General features: G+C 59.5%; 11 protein-coding genes and 1 tRNA gene. 5 read left to right on the forward strand and 7 right to left on the reverse strand.

What is annotated here, in order from left to right; translation table 11 throughout:
* Positions 1-78: 78 nt before the first annotated feature.
* Positions 79-2,001: a 1,4-alpha-glucan branching protein GlgB gene (gene glgB / locus KF814_05075; protein MBX3235503.1), complete on the reverse strand. Its 1,923-nt coding sequence runs from the start codon at positions 1,999-2,001 to the stop codon at positions 79-81.
* A 179-nt stretch (positions 2,002-2,180) separates the two neighbouring features.
* Between glgB and KF814_05080 the strand changes: the two genes are divergently transcribed.
* The 5 genes from KF814_05080 to KF814_05100 all read left to right on the forward strand — a co-directional run bounded on the left by KF814_05080 (position 2,181) and on the right by KF814_05100 (position 4,797).
* Positions 2,181-2,258, forward strand: a tRNA-Glu gene (locus KF814_05080).
* Positions 2,259-2,611: 353 nt separating this feature from the next.
* On the forward strand, positions 2,612-2,980 hold the full coding sequence (locus KF814_05085; GenBank protein MBX3235504.1) for a PilZ domain-containing protein: 369 nt from the start codon (positions 2,612-2,614) through the stop codon (positions 2,978-2,980).
* 522 nt (positions 2,981-3,502) lie between these two features.
* Complete coding sequence (locus KF814_05090; GenBank protein MBX3235505.1) at positions 3,503-3,748, forward strand: hypothetical protein; 246 nt, start codon at positions 3,503-3,505, stop codon at positions 3,746-3,748.
* A gap of 95 nt (positions 3,749-3,843) precedes the next feature.
* Complete coding sequence (locus KF814_05095; protein MBX3235506.1) at positions 3,844-4,023, forward strand: hypothetical protein; 180 nt, start codon at positions 3,844-3,846, stop codon at positions 4,021-4,023.
* A gap of 390 nt (positions 4,024-4,413) precedes the next feature.
* Positions 4,414-4,797 (forward strand): hypothetical protein, encoded by a 384-nt coding sequence (locus KF814_05100; GenBank protein ID MBX3235507.1) that lies wholly within the window; start codon positions 4,414-4,416, stop codon positions 4,795-4,797.
* 57 nt (positions 4,798-4,854) lie between these two features.
* On the opposite strand, the gene KF814_05105 is transcribed toward KF814_05100, so the two are convergent.
* The 6 genes from KF814_05105 to KF814_05130 form a co-directional block, all read right to left on the reverse strand.
* Positions 4,855-6,630 carry a TIGR03790 family protein gene (locus KF814_05105; protein MBX3235508.1) on the reverse strand — a complete coding sequence of 592 codons (1,776 nt, stop codon included), beginning with the start codon at positions 6,628-6,630 and terminating at the stop codon, positions 4,855-4,857.
* A gap of 99 nt (positions 6,631-6,729) precedes the next feature.
* On the reverse strand, positions 6,730-8,163 hold the full coding sequence (locus tag KF814_05110) for an efflux transporter outer membrane subunit (GenBank protein MBX3235509.1): 1,434 nt from the start codon (positions 8,161-8,163) through the stop codon (positions 6,730-6,732).
* Position 8,164: 1 nt separating this feature from the next.
* Entirely contained in the window at positions 8,165-11,320 is a 3,156-nt protein-coding gene (locus tag KF814_05115; GenBank protein ID MBX3235510.1) for a multidrug efflux RND transporter permease subunit, read from the reverse strand.
* A complete protein-coding gene (locus KF814_05120) occupies positions 11,320-12,504 on the reverse strand; it encodes an efflux RND transporter periplasmic adaptor subunit (GenBank protein MBX3235511.1) in 1,185 nt (394 codons plus the stop codon). Before KF814_05120 ends, KF814_05115 begins: the two co-directional genes overlap by 1 nt.
* Positions 12,505-12,617: 113 nt before the next feature.
* Positions 12,618-13,439, reverse strand: coding sequence for a hypothetical protein (locus KF814_05125; GenBank protein MBX3235512.1), 822 nt, complete (start codon positions 13,437-13,439; stop codon positions 12,618-12,620).
* A 103-nt stretch (positions 13,440-13,542) separates the two neighbouring features.
* Positions 13,543-15,141: a CHASE2 domain-containing protein gene (locus KF814_05130; protein MBX3235513.1), complete on the reverse strand. Its 1,599-nt coding sequence runs from the start codon at positions 15,139-15,141 to the stop codon at positions 13,543-13,545.
* Positions 15,142-15,147: the final 6 nt, after the last annotated feature.

Raw genomic sequence — 15,147 nt, forward strand, 5'->3', positions numbered from 1 at the left:
GTGCGAGCATGGAGATGAGGGGATCTGTCGTCGACGACATCCTACCGCAGCTGTGCCTGAAATGGCGAGGCTTGCAGGTTACGATGTCGGCTTGAAAAAGAGCACACCAAGCGGCGGAATCGTAAGGGACAGCGAGTGAGTTCGACCATGGGCAGGCTGAGCCTGCGAGTGCTTTCCCCCAAGGTTTCCCAAACCGGTGCCGCCGTAAATCACAGCGTCGCTGTTGAGTACCTCTGTCCAGAATCCTGAGTTTGGGACACCGATACGATAATCGAATCGTCCGACCGGCGTAAAGTTGCACACCACAAGGATGCTGGGGTCTGAGGAATGCCCATGCCGCAATAGGCTGATCACCCCGGCATCGGCATCATGGCAATCCACCCACTCGAACCCGCGCGCATTGAAATCGTGTACATGAAGCGCCGGTTCTTGCCGATAGAGCCGATTCAGATCCGAAACCCAGCGTTGCAGCCCGCTGTGGGGGGGGTAATTCAAAAGATTCCAATCGACGCTGTCGTCGTGAGCCCACTCCCGCCATTGGCCGATCTCGCCGCCCATAAAAATCAGCTTCTTTGCCGCTTGGGCAAACATGTAGCCGAACAACGCTCGCAAGTTCGCAAACTTCTGCCAGTCATCGCCGGGCATCTTTCCCAACAAGGAGCCCTTGCCGTGGACGACTTCGTCATGCGACAGCGGTAGCACGAAGTTTTCATGGAACGCATACAACATGCGGAAGGTGAGATTGTTGTGATGGTGCTTGCGGTACACGGGGTCGAGCGCCATATACTCCAGCGTATCGTGCATCCAGCCCATGTCCCATTTCATGCCGAACCCCAACCCGCCTGTATAAGTCGGTCGAGACACGGAAGGCCAGGATGTGGATTCCTCCGCAATGGTCTGCACGTCCGGATGGCGACGGTAAACCTCTTCGTTGAGGCGACGGATAAACCCGATCGCTTCAAGATTTTCCCGGCCGCCGTACTGGTTGGGAATCCACTCGCCCTCTTTTCGCGAGTAATCCAAGTAGAGCATTGACGCCACAGCGTCCACTCGAAGGCCGTCGATATGGTACTCCTCAATCCAAAACAGCGCGCTGCTGATCAAAAAACTTCGGACTTCATTGCGGCTGTAATTGAAGATCGCCGTGTTCCAATCAGGATGGAAGCCCTGTCGTGGATCGGCGTGCTCGAACAAGTAGCTTCCATCGAACCGGCTTAACCCGTGTTCGTCAGTCGGGAAATGCGACGGCACCCAGTCAAAGATCACACCGATGTCGTGCTGATGGAGCTGGTCGATCAAATACATTAAGTCTTGCGGAGTGCCGTAACAGCCGGACGGGGCGAAATACCCGGTCGTCTGATATCCCCAACTGCCAAAGAACGGGTGGTCCATGAGCGGCAGAAACTCCACGTGGGTGAACCCGAGGCGCATCACATATTCAATCAGCTTAGGCGCGACTTCCCTATAGCTGAGTGAGCGATGCCCTTCCCCCGGCACGCGCATCCATGATCCGAGGTGCAGCTCATAGATGCTTATGGGTGAATCCAGGGCGTTACGACGGGCGCGTGATTGCATCCACGCCTGGTCGCCCCATGCGTACTGAAGGTCCCACACGATTGATGCCGTCTTTGGAGGAGTCTCGTTGAACCGTGAAAAGGGGTCCGCCTTGATTGTCTGAACTCCCCCATGCCGGGAACGGATATGAAATTTGTACAGCGTCCCTTTCCCCACACTTGGAACAAATCCTTCCCAAATCCCGGAATCCCCACACGGACGGAGCGGATGCCTATTGGGGTCCCAGTGGTTGAACGTACCGAATACGGATACACTCTCCGCTTCAGGTGCCCAGACGGCGAAATAGGTCCCCTCAACGCCGTTCACCGTAATAAGGTGCGCGCCAAGCTTGTCGTAGAGGTGAAAATGGGAACCCTCATTGAAGAGATAGAGATCATCCAACGTGAGAAGGCTGAACCGATCGCTGGGGAATCGCTGCGCAGGCATACCCATACCAAGTGGGCTAGCGGACTGGTCATGCAACAAAGGATCCATGCGGCAAGAGTACTGTGCGAGCCTGGAAGCCGTCAACGGACCGACGGGTCCCGGAATTGTGGTCAGAAGGCCTAGTGACACTTCTGCCGGGATTATGGTATGAATCTCACCCTACGCCGAATCTGCCTCGCGTCCCCATCGTCTAGCCTGGCCTAGGACGCCGGCCTTTCAAGCCGGCAACACGGGTTCGAATCCCGTTGGGGACACCACAATCGGTGACACAAGCAAAGCGGGAAACAAAGATAGATAGCTGTCTTCCCAGGTAGCCTTTCCGTCCCTCTTCTTCTAAAGACCTCAAACTGTAGTGTCTGGTCGAGAAGCCTGCGTAGGAGCTGGCGTGCCTCCGGCCGTTTCCCAACAAATCAAGCAGATGGTTCCGCCCTGGCCTCAACGAAAGTAATCAACAACCAAGATGTGGAGCGTCATGGAACTGACGCCCCCACTGCACTGCCTCCAGTCGGCGCCCTCCCTTTGAAGTACCTTCTTCGCGGACTATCGCCGTTCCCACCGTCAAGCTAGGCTTTGCCTCAGCAGAGTTACAACACATTGCTCTGAGGCCAATATGAAATGCACCTCGAATCCTCCATTCTTGGTCCATTGCTCACTCTCCCGTGACGAGTTGGCCCGCGCCTGTGAAGGCGCCCTCTTTGAAGTGAGTTCACACGGAACAAGATGCCGCACCCCGGATACATTGATCGAGGGTGATTACCTTACCCTCCGGCTTGCGCTTCCCGACGAGCCCCAACCGCTTTCTATAAAGCTGGCGACCGTGACCTGGGTACGTGAAAACCGATTTGGCGTGGAGCTACTGGTCATGGATAACGAAGTTCGTCAGCGATTGGGATGTTTCCTGGACACCCATTTTCCGCTTCAGATGGAATTCGCAGATACTCGGACGGAACTCACCATCAGTGCGACTCAATCATCGTAATAGTCCAATTGATCAAGATTGCCGAAAAGCGGCAACATGGCTGAGCACTCTACACTCAGATCGTACAGACGCACCAAGGCCTGTTGCATTCTCTACGATCTTGGACCTGAGTGGGTGGAACAGCGAGCGTTCGAGACGCCTCGGTCGGGGGATGGCGGGTGGAGGGGGACCGTCCGGTGACCGGAGGCACCGCGCTTTCGCTGAGGATCTTCCTTCCGTCAGCCCCGAATCCCATCCAAATTGACTCGGCAACGGTTCAAGGGGCCAAAGGCCGAGAGTTTGAGTTGAGTATGGCAACTATCCCTGAATTAAGCCTCTCGGCCATCAAAAGCTTTCTGGACGGTGCACTTGAAGCCCCGGCTGAGCCTGCGCCGGATAAGGATCCGTTTGAAAATCCCTAGTAGAACCGGAGCCTCAGCCCTATGGCCCCGCTCCCCCCTAAGAGGTACTGCCTTCTGGTCTACCGGCCCCCCGCATCTCCGTCTAGGCTTATGGCTAGTGAAATGAACAAAGGAGGACCCCATGAGCTGTTCCCGCTGTAAAGGCTGCATGATCGAAGACTTCATGTTGGATATGGAGGAGTCGTTCGGGCCGATGTGGACTCGTGCATGGCGATGCATGAATTGCGGGCACATGCACGACAGTATTCTCGAGAAGAATCGCAATGCGCAGACTGCCAGCCTGCAACAAGCTGCTGCAATTCCTCCCGTAGCTCAGACCGAAGGAATCCCGCTGGGGACAGAGGCCATCACAAGAATTGCGGCCTGATCAGACCAGCCCCCGGGCCGGGCGCTGATCCACGCACAGCGCCCGGCCCATACCCTCTTAGGCACTGTGCCCGCAACAGAGGTGCAGAATCGGACATGACGATCAACGTTGAATTCGCCCTGGTAGTAGGACTGTTCGTCATCGGAGCGCTCGTGCTCGCGCTCGACAACGTACTCGAAGCTTCATACCGATGGCTTGTCGGTCGATTTCGTCCCCAGCCGCCGGAGCCGAAACGTATACCCAGGCCCCGCATGAGAAACCTCCACGATCTTTAGTACAAAATTCTCAGCCCTACCGCACATCCGAACCCAACCTCCCTCCGCTGCTCCATTCCATCCTCCAATCCCACAGACGAGGGAATAGCCGTTGCCAACGAGGAATTATTTTCACCCTTGCCAGGCTCTACACTCGCCCGACAGGCCAGAACGGCAATCTCGCAGTGAGATTCCTGGAACTCCGAATATCTTGGCGTTGGAGAAACAACGGACCTGGTCGTTAGCTTAAAAGGAGCGATGGATGCAGCACCCTCTGATCGAGAGCATCAAGACGCAACCCTCCGGATCTTCCCGTCGCAATGGACTTCCCCCAACCTTACTTCTTTTGATCCTCCAACGACTGGAGTCGATCCGACGTGAGAGCAACGGCTCGTTAGAGCAGGAGGGGTCATGAATCGCCCCTCCATCGTGCTGCGTGATGCCACAATCGTGTACGGCCTAACATTTCTGTTTGGATTTGGGGCTGCAATCGCAGGCTGGCACCTGGGTGAACATCCTGATGCGGCGTTTATCCTGAATGTACTCTCCGGTGCCATGGGATTTGCCATCGCAGCAATGCGCCTTCCAAACGGCCGTCCCCTCCACCTCGGTCTGGTCGCGGTCACCCTATGGATCATGAGCGCCACCAATGTCGTCTTCGGCTTGCAACCCACGATCGCCTGGATCGCAAGCAGCTTCACCATCCTTCTGATGGCGCTCCTGGGCGGAACGTTTGCGGGCGCCGTACTTCCCCCCATACGCACAAGCTACCGTCGGGTTCGCCGTCTGTTCTAGCGTTCCTCTATATGACGCGTGCTTGATGCAAGCTTATAACAGGCCTAAACGGCCACTTTAGAAGCCCGGTTGGATGTGTCGCGCGACGTCCTCAAGGATTTGAAGCAGCCTGGCGCGAAGGACATCCTGCTTTTGCCTGACGGATGCTCGCGTCACGACAGGATCCTCGATTGGCCGATCGGCAGGAGGAATGGGACCGTCGTGGCCTGAAGCCCCAAGCGTGATGCTCCGCCCACGCCAGGGGTTATAGAGAGGGTCGCCGAACAACGCCATGCGCCAACTCACATAGCGGCTGGAGAGATAGTAGGTTTCCACCAAGCTGTACCGCCCACTGGTGAGGAACGCAATCCAGTGGGCCGGCTCAGGAAACGAATCAAGGTAGGGCTCGGCAATGGGACCGAGCGTAACGGTAATCCCACGCAGCAGCGCGTTCCGACACCATCCTTTCTCACCACCGGCGCGAATGCTCACCGCTTCGGCGGAGGCCAAGTGGTACCCAATCGATCCGGGGCGGAAAGCAAACGCATCCTCATACCCTCGAAGCTTGTACCATCCGACATATAAAGCCACGTCCGGCGCCTCCCCCGGCTCACTAAAACGCCGCTCAGTGTTTTCGAGGCGAACCTTGAGTGCCCCCTTGCCTTGGAACATCCTTGCCGCCAATCTCAAACTGTCATCGTAGCGCCCATACGTGTCAGACTGAGCGAGCCCCCTGGCATCAAGGTACACTGTGCCCGATAGGCCTTCACGCTCGGCCTCCAATGCACGATCGACCATCTGCATCGACAACTGGGGGGACGGTGCATCCAGTCGGCTTGCCATCAATACCGGCAGCTGCCCCCCATCACCCGTCGTCTGCTTCGCCACATCGAAAAACAGCGGATTGGGCACACGCCATGCCACCACATAGTCAGACCGATCCCACCAGAGGAAGCTCAATTCGCTATCCACACTGGCGTCTGCATGATCGCCGTTCAACGCATCCATCTCCGCCGCGGCCAGCCCCAACACTCCCTGAAGCCCGAACAATTGTTGTACCCATACGTACAACTCATGCCGGCGCGTAAGTTGAGGCTGCTGCATGAGCATGCGGAGAATGCGCTCGCCCTCCTCGATCTGTTGGCGTAACACTTGGACCTCCAGCGGTTCCTGTGGATTGCGGGTGGCAGGTATGAATGCCCCGCGGCCGGCAAATTGGACGATCAGCCGCGTGAGTTCTTCCTCCCATCGTGCATAGTCCGCATGCCCTGCTTGCGCTTGAACCCGTTTGATCGCCGACTGAATGGCCTGCCCGATTCGCGAGAAATCACGAGCGGCCCGTTGCGCCTCTAGCATTGAGTCCCCGGACTCACGAGGACCACCAGGCGCAGGATGCGCCTCGGTCACGGCGATGTCGGACAAGGACGTCTCCAGCTTGGTCAGCAATCCTCGGACAGCCCGGACATGGGTCCTTGCATCTGCCAGTGCCTGCGCCTGCTCAGGTGTCAGCACCGGAGCAGCCACCCGTAAGGGCAGATCATAGGTTACGACCAACGCTCGCGCCTTCGCCTGCCACCCGTTGCGCTCCAATGCCGCTCGCAAGGGCAGCACGAGCCGCACCTCATAGTCGGATCGAGAAATCGTCTCGCCCAGAGGCACATCCAACACAATGATCTGCCGTTCTGTCAGGCCTCGTTGGGCGGCATAGTGACGCGCGACAGCGACGCTGTCCGTACTGTTCCGGTTAGCTAGCACGACGACCTGATCGGGTTGAAGACTGGCCGAGGAGGTGGCCTCAGGCATGAACGAACAGAGCAATAGCCACAGCAGTAGGTAGCGGGAACATATCCGCATCTTTAGATCCACGAGATGAGCTGCAGCGAAAGCGCCGCATGGCATGAATGAATGGCAAACGACCGGTCAGCGGCGGGAAACGCTTCGGCTGAACCGCACCTAGCCCCGGTTCGCATTGGATGAGGCCGGCACAGCCTGCGGGAGCGGTGCCCCCTCTGCCATCCAGCCACCGCCTAACGCCTTGTAGAGTTGCACAATGGAAACCAGATGCAATCGATGGGTGCCGCTCAAGGCAAGTTCAGCATCAAAGAGGCTTCGCCGAGCTACCAACACATCCAGGTAGTTGGCCAGTCCACCCTTGTAGCGAAGTTCTGCGAGGTGTAGCGCGGACTGCAGCGCGTTGACCTGTATCTGTTGTGCCTCCCGTTGATCGCGCGACGTCTTGACGGCAATCAGAGCATCCTCGACTTCCTTAAAGGCGGTCAGCACGGTCTGCTCGTATTGCGCTTGAGCCTGGCGGGCCTGCGCCTCGACAGCTTCTTGCTGGAATCCCAAGATCTGGGCATTCAACAATGGACTCGCAAGAGAAGGCCCCGCCACCCCATAGGAGGCAGGGTCGGTGAAGAGTTTCGACAGCTGGGGACTGGCCACGCCCAAGATCCCCGTCAGGCTGATCTTTGGAAATCGCTCCGCCTTGGCGGCCCCGATACGCGCGGTCGCCGCGGCCAATTGTTCTTCCGCCTGCATGAGATCCGGCCGCCGCTGCAACAGGTCGGACGGAAGTCCTGCCGGCACTTCCGGCGGCATCACCTGTTCGGTCAATGAACGGCCCCGAGCAACCGGGTACGGCCTACGCCCCAACAAGACGCTCAGCTGGTTTTCCTTCTGCACCCGTTGCCGCTCGAGCTCGGCCGTCCGTGCCGCCGCGTTGGCGCGCTCCGCCTCGAATTGATCCGAATCCAGCTTCGACGTCATGCCCTGACGCAAGCGGGCTTGGGCGATGCGAACCGACTCTTCCCAAGACTGCAGAGTGCGCTTCGCGATGTCATACTGCATATCGAACTGAAGAAGGTCAAAGTAGGCCTCGGCGACACCCGAGACCAATTGCAGGACAACAGCCCGTTGATTGTCCTCGCGTGCCAGGAGGTCCTTCAAGGCCGCCTCGTTTGATCGGCGGATCCGCCCCCACACGTCGAGTTCCCAATTCAGGCTCCCCTGAAGATAATAGTTGAATGGATTCGCGAACCCGGGAAACAAGAAGATACTCTTCCGGCCAAGCACGGGAGCATTGGCCGTGGCGGTCAGCCCCGGCAGGTAGTCGGATCGTGCCACGAGCGCGCGGGCCCGAAATTCGTCGACCGTTGCCACAGCGCGCCGCAGGTCCCGGTTCTCGTCCAGGGCCACCCGCACGAGCTTCTGCAACTCCGCATCCTTGAGCAGCTCCCACCAGGCGAGATTAGCCAAGGAGGTCGCATCCGAGCCCGACGCCAGCCGGAATGAATCCGACGTCCCGACATCCGGTCGTTTGTAGTCCGGCCCCATAGCACAGGACATGAGCATGCAGGAGAGCACCGCCGCAACACCGAGACGCATCCTAATGTCCTCCCTCCACCGCCTCATGCTCAACCTGCCGTACTCCCCTGCCACGACGTGTGACCTTCCGCACCAAAACGAAAAACAGGGGCACGAAGAAAATGGCGAGGAACGTCGCGGCGATCATGCCTCCGAATACGCCCGTCCCGATGGAATGACGACTCGCGGCGCCCGCCCCCGTGGCAACGACCAACGGCAACATGCCGAAGATAAACGCCATGGACGTCATAATGATGGGACGGAATCTCAAACGCGCCGCCTCAACCGCCGCTTCGAGCAATGGGCGACCTGCCTCGACCCGCGTATTGGCAAACTCCACGATCAGAATCGCGTTCTTAGCGGACAACCCGATCAACGTGACCATGCCGATCTGGAAATAGATATCGTTGGTCAACCCCCTCATCCACACGGCCGACAACGCCCCGAAGATCCCGAAGGGCACAGCCAGGATCACCGCAAACGGCACAACCCAGCTCTCGTATTGGGCCGCCAAGACCAGGAACACCATCAGCAGTCCAAACGCGAAGGCCATGCCTGACTGGCCACCGACCTTCTTCTCTTGGAACGAGATCGCGCTGTAATCCAATCCATACCCCTGCGGAGCCAGAACGTCCTTAGCCGCTTGGTCCAGCGCATCCAGCGCCTGCCCAGAACTGAACCCCGGCGCCGCGGCTCCCAGCACCAGCGCCGTGTTGTAGCCATTGAAATGGTTTACGGGATCCGGACCGCTTGTATACTCCGGCGTGACGACCGTATCGATCGGGATCATGTTGACCCCTTGCGGCGTCTGCGCCCGCACATAGATCTTCGAGAGGTCCTGCGGCGTGGAGCGAAACTCTGCATCTGCTTCCGTCTGCACATGGTAGACGCGCCCGAATTTCACGAAATCGTTGATGTAGAAGTTCCCGAAGTAGGCCTGCAGCGTATCGAAAATATCCGAGATCGGCACGCCCAGCGCCTTCGCCCGCTCTCGGTTCACATGGGCATACAGACGCGGCGCGGTGACGCGGAACGTCGAACTGATGAAACCGATGGAGGGATCCTTCTGCGCTCGGGCGACAAATTGCTGCGCCACCTCGGCGAAATGCTTGAAGTCCCCTCCGCTGGGATCCTGGATCTGAACCGAGAACCCTCCCGTGGCCCCGATCCCACGGATCGGCGGCGCATTGAACGCCAGAATCAACGCTTCGGGGATCTTGGCAAACTCTCCATAGGCTGCGCCGATCAGCGACTTCACGTGGTTCTGGGGACCGGGCCGCTCGTCCCACAACCGCAAGGGTAGGAACATCGTCGCGGCGTTGGGGCCTCTGGTGCCGAACACGAAGTTCTGTCCGGACAACGCATCGGTCGAATGGATCGCCGGAATCGAGAGAAAGAATTTTTCCAACCGGGTCAGCACCGCATCCGTCCGCTGCTTCGAGGCACCATCGGGCAACTGCACCACCGAAATGAAGTAGCCTTGGTCCTCCTCGGGCAGGAAGCTGTGCGGCAGACTCCGAAACAGGCCCAAGCAGAGCCCGAGAATGGCGAGAAATCCGACAATCGGAAGGAACGGCCGCGCCACGATGCGTCCCACTGTCCCGGCGTAGCGCGTCTGGGTCCAGTCGAATGAACGATTGAACAGGTTCCAAAACCGCCCTCTGGGACCTTCTCCGGGCTTCAGGACCACGGCGCACAGCGCCGGGCTCAGGGTCAAGGCAACGAAGCCGGAGAGCGTCACCGACATCGCAATAGTCGCAGCAAACTGTTTGTAGAGCGCGCCGGTGATACCGCCCAAGAACGCCACCGGCACGAAGACTGAGACCAACACCAGCACAATCGCGATGACCGGAGCCGTCACTTCGCTCATGGCCCGCTTGGCCGCCTCGCGCGGAGGCAACCCCTCGTGCGACATATGCCGCTCCACGTTTTCGACCACGACGATCGCGTCGTCCACCACGATGCCGATCGCCAACACCATCGCGAACAGCGTAACCGTGTTAATGGAAAATCCCAGCGAGGCGAGTCCGATCATCGTGCCGATGAGCGACACCGGCACCGCCACCGCGGGGATGATCGTGGCGCGCCAGCTTTGCAGGAACACATAGACGACCAGGATCACGAGTATGAGGGCCTCCCCCAAGGTCTTCACGACTTCACGAATCGAGACCTCGATGAAGAACGTCGTGTCGTAGGGGATGTCGTACGACACACCTTGCGGGAAGGTCTTTGCGACCTGTTCCATCTCGTGCCGGATCAGTTTGACCGTCTCCAGCGCGTTGGCACCAGGCGCAAGGAAGGTCAGAAGGAAGGTGTTCGGATGCCCGTTCCAGCGGCCTTCAAGATTATAGGACTGGGCGCCTAGCTCGACCCGCGCCACATCCTTGAGCCGCACCATCGAACCGTCCGGCAGCGCACGGACGATGAGTTCTTCGAAATCCCTCGCCTCACTCAAGCGCCCCTTGGTGATGACGGGAATCGTGAGCTCCGTTCCCTTCAAAGCCGGCTCCCGGCCGAGCGTGCCGGCCGGGAAATCCCGGTTCTGCTCCCGCACGATCGTCGCAATGTCCGTCGGAGTCAGCCCCAGCCGCGCCATCCGGACCGGGTCGAGAATCAACCGCATGGCGTAATTGTGAGTCCCGAACACCATGGCATTGCCGACGCCGGGCAACCGCTTCAGATTGTCCACGACGCGCAGGATCGCGTAGTTGGACAAGAACACGATGTCGTAGCGGGGATCATTCGAGCTGAGCGCGATCACCGCGAGGAGGTCCGGGGAGGTTTTTTGGATCTGGATGCCCTGCCGAACGACCTCGGGCGGCAACTGCGGTTCGGCCAACTTCTGCCGATTCTGAGTCTGGACCTGGGCGATATCGGGATTGGTCCCGATCTCGAAGGTCAGCTTGATCGTCATGTGCCCATCGTTCGTGCTGGTCGAATCGTAGTACAGCAGATGGTCGATGCCGGGCAGCTGCACCTCGATCGGTCGAGCCACCGATTCGGCCACGACCTCGGCGCTCGCGCCGGGATAGTCGGCATCGATCTGGACCACCGGGGGAGAAATGTCCGGGAACTGCGCGATGGGAAGAAACTGCATGGCCATGAGGCCAAGCACGACCAGCACGATGGAGACTACGGACGCGAAGATCGGTCGATCAATGAAGAAATGCGAGGTCACTATTTATCCTGGCTCGTCGCAGGAGGCGCTGCTGCGTCCGCCGGAGCAGCCGATACTTCGACCGGCTTGACCGGCATCCCCGGCGCGATTCGAAGCAAGCCGTTGACCACCACCCGCTCCCCGGCCTTCAGCCCTGCTTCGATCAACCACTGCCCGCCTTGCCAGTCGGTGGCGGTCACGTCGCGCATTTCCACCTTATCCTCGGCACCGACCACATAGACGAACGGGCCCTTCGGCCCCTGCAGCACTGCACGCTGGGGGACGAGCACGGCATTGGTTTTCGTATCACCCTTGAAGCGCAGCTTGAGGAATTGTCCGGGCAGCAGCTTGCGCTCGGAGTTGGGAAAGCTCACGCGCGCCTGCCGCGAACCAGTCTCACTCCGCAGGCCCGGCTCGAGCAGGTCGAACACACCTTCATGCTCATAGGCTGAGCCGTCCATGAATGTGAGGACACCACGAAGCTGATAGACGCCGGGATGTTCAATGCGCTTCATCTCGATATCGCGGCGCCGCTTTAGAATGAACGTTTCCGGCACATTGACCACCACGTACATGGGATCGACGCGGTGGATGACCGTCAACAGATCCGTTTGGGCAGACACCAACCGCCCTTCATAAAACCGGCTGCGCTCGATCAGCCCGGCAATCGGCGCGGTGATCAGCGTGTTGCTCATATCGAAGTTGGCCTTCACGACCTCAGCCTTGGATCCCTCCAGCGCCGCCTTGGCAGCCAGCTCCTCCGCCACGGCGTCATCCAAGTCCTTCTGGCTGACCGCCTGCTCCTGAAGCAAGGGCTTGACCCGGGCAAGGTTCTGTTTCGCCTGAATCAACCGCGCTTCGGCTTGAGCGACCTTGGCGCGGGCGCTCTGAAACGCCGCCTGAAATGGAATCGGGTCGATCCGATAGAGCTGGGCGCCCTTCTTGACGTCGCGCCCCTCCGGAAACAGGACGCTCTGAATGATGCCCGTGACTTGGGACCGGATCTCGACGGGGCGAGAGGCTTCGGCCTGGCCGATAAACTCCGGTTCATCCGGCACGCTCTGCAGCGTGACGGTTTGGATCTCTACCTGTGGAATGGGCATGGCAGGGGCTGCGCCCCCCTCTTGCTTGCATCCACCCGAGACGAGCAGGACCAGGCCCATCAGCCAGTAACCAGCGCGCCGGCGACACATCGTGACGATCATCAATGGTCCTTCGTCCAAATGTTTGGAATCAACAATCGTGCCATCATAACCAAGCCCTTCCTCGGACACAACCCGCCGACCGCTGAGGAGTGGCAACAGGAGAGCGATTGATGTCATCGCTCATGGCAGGTCTGAACCGTTTCCAAGCAATCTCGCAGCAGTCTCGCGGGCTCGAACGAGTCCGCAAGCGGAGTGACGGTTTGGTAGGCATACAAACTCCATTGGGCGGGATCTCGTTTCGCCCACTCATCGGCCAGCAACAGCGTGCGAAGCGGCGGGGGAAGATCTATATCCGCAAGTTCTTCATGAGATGGCGGCGGTGCCGTCTCCGCCACTTCAAAGACGCCTTGCACCTGAGTTCCTTCACGATCCCTCACCGATACGCGAACGAACCCAGACTCAAGCGGCTGATCGAGGACGACTGCCACTCGCTGGCTTGCGAGGTCCATGCGATGCACTAACTCTCTCGCTTCCGGCTGCTGGGAGACGACCCGGAGCTCATACGGCGGCACTCCACCGGTCCAACCGAGATAGAGCGTCTTGGCCTGAGCCGGCAGTCGGTTCATACGATCCTGAAGCAGCGGCAGGGCAAGCGGATCCTCCTCGCCCCGACTGCTCGTACTGACCTTCGTCACCGAGCGCGCCTGCTGCGTCGTCAATCGGCGTCCCACTTCGATCAACAGGGTCCCCAACCGATCAAGAAACGTAGGGGGCGCGGCATTGGGCGGCACGATGAAGGGAGAGTCTCGTTCGGTCACGCGCACTCGACGATTTCCGCATTGGAGATGGGCCACGGCTTCGGCTCCCTTGACCACCAGCCGATCCCCCGCATGCACCGGTAAAAGCAGGGCCAGCGGGACTGACGATCCGCCTCGTTCGATCGTAAAGCTTTCCAAGCTGCCGACCAGTTGCTCGACATACCCGACGGCGGGCATAGGCCCGCGACTTTCCGCTGCGAGGGAGAGTGCGCCGCAGACAAGCAGCATACTGACGCAGGCGCCTATCGCCCATACAGCCGGCCCTCGCTGAAAAAGCTCCCTACGCTTTACCGGATACGGCATCATATTCACGCTTGATCTTGGGCGACTCGAGATTGAAGTCCACGAACCGGCCATAGGCCTGCAACACCAGCAACGGAAACACGACATCTAACCACCAACCGTACTGGAAGAACCAGAGGCTCACCGGTACCAGAATCGCGTTGACGAGGAACCGCGCCACCCTCGTGCCCCACGTCTTGGTAAAGTAGGAAAAAGACAAACTGAAGGCCACGATGAGGGCCAGCAACACCGTCCATTTCGTGCCGGCACTCATTTCCTGGATCTGCCCGAACTCAAGCAGCGCATTGAGTTCATTCACCACCACCAACGCCCCCGGCATCTCCCCCAACGGAGTCGCATGGGCATCGTTAGCCGTGGCGAAGCTGGCCCCAATCACCACGACCTTACCGGCCAGCCACTCCGAGCTCAGGGGCTGAGACGGCTGGGGGTCGGTAATCAGCGAGGCGCGCACGCGCGAGAACCAGTCGGCCTGGACCGAGCCTGGATGGAACTTATAGAAGATGCGATGCTCGAGGTTCGTCGGCTTGGCGCTCAGCACAAGCGCTTTCTTCAGGACCGGATCGTCGAGTCGCCAACTCCGGCCGGTCGTCCGCTCGGATGACAGCACTGCACCACCCGGCTCGGGGCGGCAATAGCCGGCAGGAGGTGAAAACCGTCGTTTGAGTTCCGTGCGGAATCGATGGACCGAAAAGGGCACATCATCCAGTCGCGGTTCGCGGAGTAGGGCCCACCCCAGCAAGGCCGCCGAGGGCACGGCATTCGCTTCTCGCTTCAAACATGTCGGCTCGAAGAGCCGCCAGTCACGGAGCACCCCATCATCGTCCCGTTCAATCAGCGATGAAGCCCAATGCAGAACCGGCGACGGTGTCACAACCTGCTCGAGAAACTCGGAAGGACGCTCCTCACGAAACACCAACGGCCCCTCGTCTGACTCCCCTGACTCGCCCCCGACTTCGGTCCCGGCGGCCGGACGCAACGGCTGTCCGATGGTGCGAACGAAAATCATGGGCGGACGGCCGGCCCTCTGCTTCGCGTCGAGCGCTTCACGCGAGTATCCATCCAAGAACAGACGCAAGGCCTCGTCGGGATCGGCCGGAATCTCGACCCCTTGCGCGTGAGTCGGCGGCCTGCGCAACGGCCCGACATATTTCGTCAGCTCAATGTCGACGATGACGAGCTTCGCCGGAGCCTCGGCGGCAAAGCGAATCAATCGACCCAATTTGTCACGCGGCACGAAGAGCGGTTCGCCCCACTGCTGGTAGCTCGACTCGTCGACATCGACAAAGACGAACCGCTCAGGCCCCACCCCAGGATCGGACGATCGATCTTTCCAAAACTTGATGGCCCAGTCGGTTGCGGAGGTCTCCGCGCTGGTGATGGCCGGTAACCATGGCCGAGCTTGGTGCAGGAAGATCGCCGCGCCCAATCCGATGGTTAGACTCTGAAGTAATAGTTGAGCAAACGGAGGAAGTCGGCGCCACAAACGGGCGAAGGGACCGAGTCGGGGTTCCAGCGCGAGCAGCTTGAGACGGAAGCCTACTTTGAGTTCGTCGAGCCAGCTGGAGGGGTCACGCATCGTCAC

Source organism: Nitrospiraceae bacterium (assembly GCA_019637075.1).
Taxonomy (GTDB): domain Bacteria; phylum Nitrospirota; class Nitrospiria; order Nitrospirales; family Nitrospiraceae; genus JAHBWI01.